Origin of the sequence: Streptomyces sp. NPDC057543 (genome assembly GCF_042801895.1) — a bacterium.
GTDB lineage: Bacteria > Actinomycetota > Actinomycetes > Streptomycetales > Streptomycetaceae > Streptomyces.
This window is the reverse complement of record NZ_JBHVFF010000422.1, coordinates 1-5,308: the sequence shown is the minus strand read 5'-3', so window position 1 is coordinate 5,308 and position 5,308 is coordinate 1. Positions and strand designations below refer to the sequence as shown.

General features: G+C 70.0%; 4 protein-coding genes. 3 read left to right on the top strand and 1 reads right to left on the bottom strand.

Annotation, left to right across the window (positions count from 1 at the left end; genetic code table 11):
• Positions 1–152: 152 nt before the first annotated feature.
• Positions 153–1,604, bottom strand: coding sequence for a PucR family transcriptional regulator (locus ACFU8Q_RS38785; RefSeq protein WP_384464076.1), 1,452 nt, complete (start codon positions 1,602–1,604; stop codon positions 153–155).
• A 142-nt stretch (positions 1,605–1,746) separates the two neighbouring features.
• On the opposite strand from ACFU8Q_RS38785, the gene ACFU8Q_RS38780 reads away from it, so the two are divergent.
• From ACFU8Q_RS38780 to ACFU8Q_RS38770, 3 genes are all read left to right on the top strand, one after another.
• On the top strand, positions 1,747–3,288 hold the full coding sequence (locus ACFU8Q_RS38780; RefSeq protein WP_384464073.1) for a purine-cytosine permease family protein: 1,542 nt from the start codon (positions 1,747–1,749) through the stop codon (positions 3,286–3,288).
• Between the two features lie 45 nt (positions 3,289–3,333).
• Complete coding sequence (locus tag ACFU8Q_RS38775; protein ID WP_384464070.1) at positions 3,334–3,780, top strand: YybH family protein; 447 nt, start codon at positions 3,334–3,336, stop codon at positions 3,778–3,780.
• A 66-nt stretch (positions 3,781–3,846) separates the two neighbouring features.
• Positions 3,847–5,271: a gamma-aminobutyraldehyde dehydrogenase gene (locus tag ACFU8Q_RS38770; protein ID WP_384464067.1), complete on the top strand. Its 1,425-nt coding sequence runs from the start codon at positions 3,847–3,849 to the stop codon at positions 5,269–5,271.
• Positions 5,272–5,308 lie beyond the last annotated feature (37 nt).

The following is a 5,308-nucleotide window of genomic DNA, read 5'->3' as shown; positions in this document are numbered from 1 at the left end:
CGCCCGAATACAGCCAGTATGCGAGCGCCCCTCCGCCTTGCGATGCACCGCATCTGACGCCGCGCGCTGATCCACCAGGGATTACGGGGCAGCCCTTAGGGCCAGTCCGGCCCACCCGGCTCCGTCCGGTCGTCGCCCGTGGCCGGTCACTCTCAGTCGGTGAGACCCAGCGCCCCCGCTGCCTGGATCGCCAGCCAGACCTCCGCCAGGGCCCCCGTGGACGCCATGTCACGGCCGGCCAGTGAACCGAAGCGGCGCAGCCGGTAGGCGAGAGTGTTGGGATGGATGTGGAGCGCGGCGGCCGCCGTCTCCGTGCGGCGGTCCCGTTCCATCCAGGTACGGACGGAGACCAGCAGCTGCGAGTCGTGCGCCTCGTCGTAGCGCAGGACCTCGCCCAGCACGTGCTCGACCAGCGCGGTCAGCACGGCCGGGTCGTCGGGCAGCCAGCGGCCCAGGGAGTCGTCGCCGTAGCGGACCACGGAACGGCCCGACTCGACGGCCTTCGAGACCGCCCAGAGCGCCTCGCGCTGGGCCACCCGCAACGGGGCCCCGGGAAGGAACGGGCGGCTCATCCCGGCCGCCACATCCGGCAGTTCACCGATCTCTGCCGCCAGCTGCGGCGCCCCCAGGACATACCGGTCCGTGCCCCACGTGAGCAGCAGATGCGGCTGGTCCTGGAGGCAGCGCAGCAGCGCCTCGTCCGTGGTCTGCCGCACCACGATCAGCACGGTGTCGCCCTCGATCGCATGCCGGGCGAGCCTGCGCCGGGCCGCTTCCGGGTCCAGCACCTCCTGAAGGAGTTCGGCCAGGGTCTCCGCGCCCTCGCGGCGCAGCGTCTCGCGCTCGCTGCGCACCATCGCGACCCGTAGCGCCGCCACCGTGGCGATGTGCTGGACGACCGCGAGCCCGGCGGGCTGGGCGCCCTCCCGTTCGTACGCGACGAGGAATCCCGCCGGGCCGCCGGGTGCCGGCACGGGCAGCACGAACCCACCGGGGACGGTCGGCGGAGCGTCCACCGAGGCGGGCAGCACGCCCCGGTCCGGCACCGGGACTCCTGGAAGCAGAGGCCGCCCCTGCGGGGTGCAGAGATACACGTCGTAACCGGACAGGCGCTCGAGACGACGCAGCAGCGTCGGCGTGTCGAGGTCCTCGGCTACCAGCCAGCGCAGCGAGCCGAAGACCTGGAGCTGCGCGCCGAGCCGGTGCCTGGCGTCCTCCTGGACCGAGGCCGCGACCTCCTGGGAGACCGCGATGAAGGGAACGGCGAGCGGGACCTCCAGGACCGGGAAGCCGCGCTCCTCGGCCGCCCGGAAGAACGCGTCGTGCAGCGGTGGCATGTGCAATTGCGCGGACAGGGCCAGCGCGGAGACACCGGCGTCGTCGAGTCGCTCCAGATAGGTGCGCTGTCCGGCGGCGGTACGCGGGATCGCCAGCCCCGTCGTCATGATCACCTCGGCGCCCAGCAGCCAGGGCGTCGGATCGGCGAGTTCGCTGGCATGCGCCCAGGAAACCGAACGTCCCAGGCCGCTGCTGCCCGCCTTCACGGAGAGCTGGAGAGCGGGGAACGAGAGTAGATCCTCGACCGTGAGTTTGTCGTTTGCCACAGACAACAGCCTACTGCTCTGTGATGTACACAATTGTCGGCCGTCGTCCGGGGGCACAGACTGTGGGACCGTCCCATGAACAGCGGGACCGTCCCATATGAACAGACTGTGGGGCTGCCTCATGAACAAAAGCTGGAGCGCCATGACCACCTCGATCACCGAAGTCGAGACCAATGGTGTCGAGCGGATTCCCGACGCCGACCGCACCGCCCGGCCGGTCGATCTCTTCCGGCTCGCCTTCGGCGGTGCCAACACCTTCGCGACGTGTGTGCTGGGCGCCTTCCCGATCCTTTTCGGGCTCTCGTTCTGGCAGGGGCTCGCGGCGACACTGCTCGGCCTTCTCGCCGGTGCGCTGCTGCTTGCCCCGATGGCGCTGTTCGGCCCGGCCAACGGCACCAACAACGCCGTGTCCTCCTCCGCCCACCTGGGCGTGCACGGCCGGATCGTCGGCTCGTTCCTCTCGCTCCTCACCGCGGTCGCGTTCTTCTCGATCTCGGTGTGGTCCTCGGGCGACGCGCTCGTCGGCGGCGCCCACCGACTCGCGGGTCTGCCCGAGTCGAACGTGACCTATGGCATTGCATACGCGATCTTCGCCGGGCTCGTCCTGGTGGTCTGCGTCTACGGCTTCCGCTTCATGCTGATGGTCAACAAGATCGCGGTGATCGCCGCGTCGGCGCTCTTCGTCCTCGGCGTCTTCGCCTTCGCGGGAGACTTCGACGCGGGCTACGCGGGCACCTTCGCGTCGACGGCCGACCCGCTGTTCTGGCCGTCGTTCATCGGCTCCGCGCTGATCGTGCTGTCCAACCCGGTCTCCTTCGGCGCGTTCCTCGGCGACTGGTCCCGCTACATCCCGGCCACGACGCCCCGCCGCCGCGTGATGGGCGCCGCGTTCCTCGCGCAGATCGCCACGCTGCTGCCCTTCGTCTTCGGCCTGGCCACCGCCTCGATCATCGCGTCGAAGGCCGCCAAGTACGTCGACCCGGCCGCCCCCAACTACGTCGGCGGACTGCTCGCCATCTCGCCCGGCTGGTACTTCCTGCCGCTCTGCCTGATCGCCCTGATCGGTGGCCTGTCGACCGGCACGACCGCGCTGTACGGCACCGGCCTCGACGTCTCCAGCGTCTTCACCCGCTTCAGCCGGGTGCAGTCGACGTTCTTCATCGGCGCCCTGTCGATCGCGTTCATCTTCGTCGGCCGCTTCGCGCTCAACCTCACCCAGTCCATCTCCACGTTCGCGACGCTGATCATCACCTGCACCGCGCCGTGGATGATCGTGATGGCGCTCGGCTACGTCACCCGGCGCGGCTGGTACGACGGGGACGCGCTCCAGGTCTTCAACCGCCGCCAGACCGGTGGCCGCTACTGGTTCAACCACGGTTGGAACTGGCGCGGGATGTCCACCTGGTTCCTCTCCGCCGGTGTGGCGCTGCTGTTCACCAACCTGCCCGGTCAGTTCGTCGGCCCGCTCGGCAACCTCGCGAACGGCGCCGACATCTCGCTGCCGGTCGGCCTCGCCCTCGCGGCCGTCGTCTACCTCGGCCTGCTCACCCTCTTCCCCGAGCCGCGCGGGGTGTACGGACCGGAGGGCCCCCGTTTCGTCAGGGCGTCGGACACCGCGGTTCTGCCCATCGTCGGCGGCCCGGACGAGGAGACCGTCGCCGCCGGGCCGGCCACCGTGGCCTGAACGCCACGGCCTTCCGACGCCCCGCCCCGTAACCAGGAGCCGCACATGAGCACCACCCCCGCGCAGGAAGTCCAGGACGTTCAAGATGTTCAGGACACCCGGGAAGTCCGGGAAGTCCGCGCCGCCGCCGACGCGTTGATCGCCGCCTTCGCCGAAGGGCGCCTCGACGACTACTTCGGCTCCTTCGCCCCGGACGCCTCATTCGTCTTCCACTCCACCCCACAGCGGCTCGGTTCCACCGACGAGTACCGCGCGCTGTGGCAGCAGTGGGTGGCGGAGGACGACTTCCGCATTGTTCGCTGCACCTCGACAGGGCAGCTGATCCAGCACTACGGCACCACGGCCGTCTTCAGCCATGACGTGGAGACCACGGTCGCCACCCGGGCCGGCGAGGAGACCGTCCACGAGCGGGAGACGATCGTGTTCGCCCGCGCCGCCGACGGCAGTTGGCCCGCCGTCCACGAGCACCTGTCCGCCCGTACGGCAGCCTGACCGCGTCCCCGTACCGCTACGCCGTCCGACCACGCGTTCCGCCCGACCATGAGAAAGACCGGTTTCATGAGCACCACGTTCCGCAATTACATCGACGGCGTCTTCGCGGACGCCTCGGACGGCCGCACCCTCGACGTCGTGGATCCCAGCACGGGCGAGGTCTACGCCACCTCCCCGCTCTCCGGCCAGGCGGACGTCGACGCGGCGATGGCCGCCGCCGCTGCCGCGTTCCCCGCCTGGCGGGACACCACCCCGTCCGCACGGCAGCTGGCCCTGCTGAAGATCGCCGACGCGATGGAGGCGCGGGCCGACGAACTGGTGGCCGCCGAGAGCCGTGACACCGGAAAGCCGCTCCACCTCACCCACAGTGAGGAACTCGCCCCGGCCATCGACCAGGTCCGCTTCTTCGCGGGCGCCGCGCGGCTGCTCGAAGGCCGCTCGGCCGGTGAGTACATGGAGGGGATGACGTCGATCATCCGCCGTGAGCCGGTCGGCGTCTGCGCCCAGGTCGCGCCGTGGAACTACCCCCTGCTGATGGCCGTGTGGAAGTTCGCCCCGGCGCTCGCCGCGGGCAACGCCGTCGTCCTCAAGCCGTCCGACACCACACCGGCGTCGACCGTGCTGATCGCCGAGATCATCGGCCGGATCCTCCCCAAGGGTGTGTTCAACGTCATCTGTGGCGACCGCGAGACCGGTCGCGCGATGGTCGAGCACCCGACCCCGGCGATGGCCTCCATCACCGGTTCGGTACGGGCCGGCATCCAGGTCGCGCAGAGCGCCGCCAAGGACGTCAAGCGGGTCCACCTGGAGCTCGGCGGCAAGGCCCCGGCGGTGATCTTCGAGGACGCAGACCTGGAGAAGGCGGTCGAGGACCTCGTCGTCGGCGGCTTCTTCAACGCGGGCCAGGACTGTACGGCCGCGACCCGCGTCCTGGTCCACGAGTCCGTCCACGACGAGTTCGTCACCGCTCTCGCCAAGGCCGCCGCCGACACGAAGACCGGGCAGCCGGACGACGAGGACGTGCTGTACGGCCCGCTCAACAACGCCAACCAGCTGAAGCAGGTCAGCGGCTTCATCGACCGCCTCCCCGACCACGCGAAGATCGAGGCGGGTGGCCACCGGGTGGGCGAGAGGGGCTACTTCTACGCCCCGACCGTCGTCTCCGGCCTCCAGCAGGACGACGAGATCATTCAGAACGAGGTCTTCGGCCCCGTCATCACCGTCCAGAAGTTCTCCGACGAGGCCCAGGCCGTCGCGTACGCCAACGGCGTGGACTACGCGCTCGCGTCCTCGGTATGGACCAAGGACCACGCCCGCGCCATGCGGATGTCCAAGAACCTCGACTTCGGCTGCGTGTGGATCAACACCCACATGGCACTCGTCGCCGAGATGCCGCACGGCGGATTCAAGAAGTCCGGCTACGGCAAGGACCTCTCCGCGTACGGCTTCGAGGACTACACCCGCATCAAGCACGTCATGACCTCGCTCTGACCCACCCGCGCCCGGTGCGCCCCCGAGGCGGGGGCGC

Excerpts from the sequence above, each read along its gene's own strand:
- ACFU8Q_RS38770 (WP_384464067.1), top strand. The coding sequence starts at position 3,847 with ATGAGCACCACGTTCCGCAATTACATCGACGGCGTCTTCGCGGACGCC.
- ACFU8Q_RS38780 (WP_384464073.1), top strand. The coding sequence starts at position 1,747 with ATGACCACCTCGATCACCGAAGTCGAGACCAATGGTGTCGAGCGGATT.
- ACFU8Q_RS38775 (WP_384464070.1), top strand. The coding sequence starts at position 3,334 with ATGAGCACCACCCCCGCGCAGGAAGTCCAGGACGTTCAAGATGTTCAG.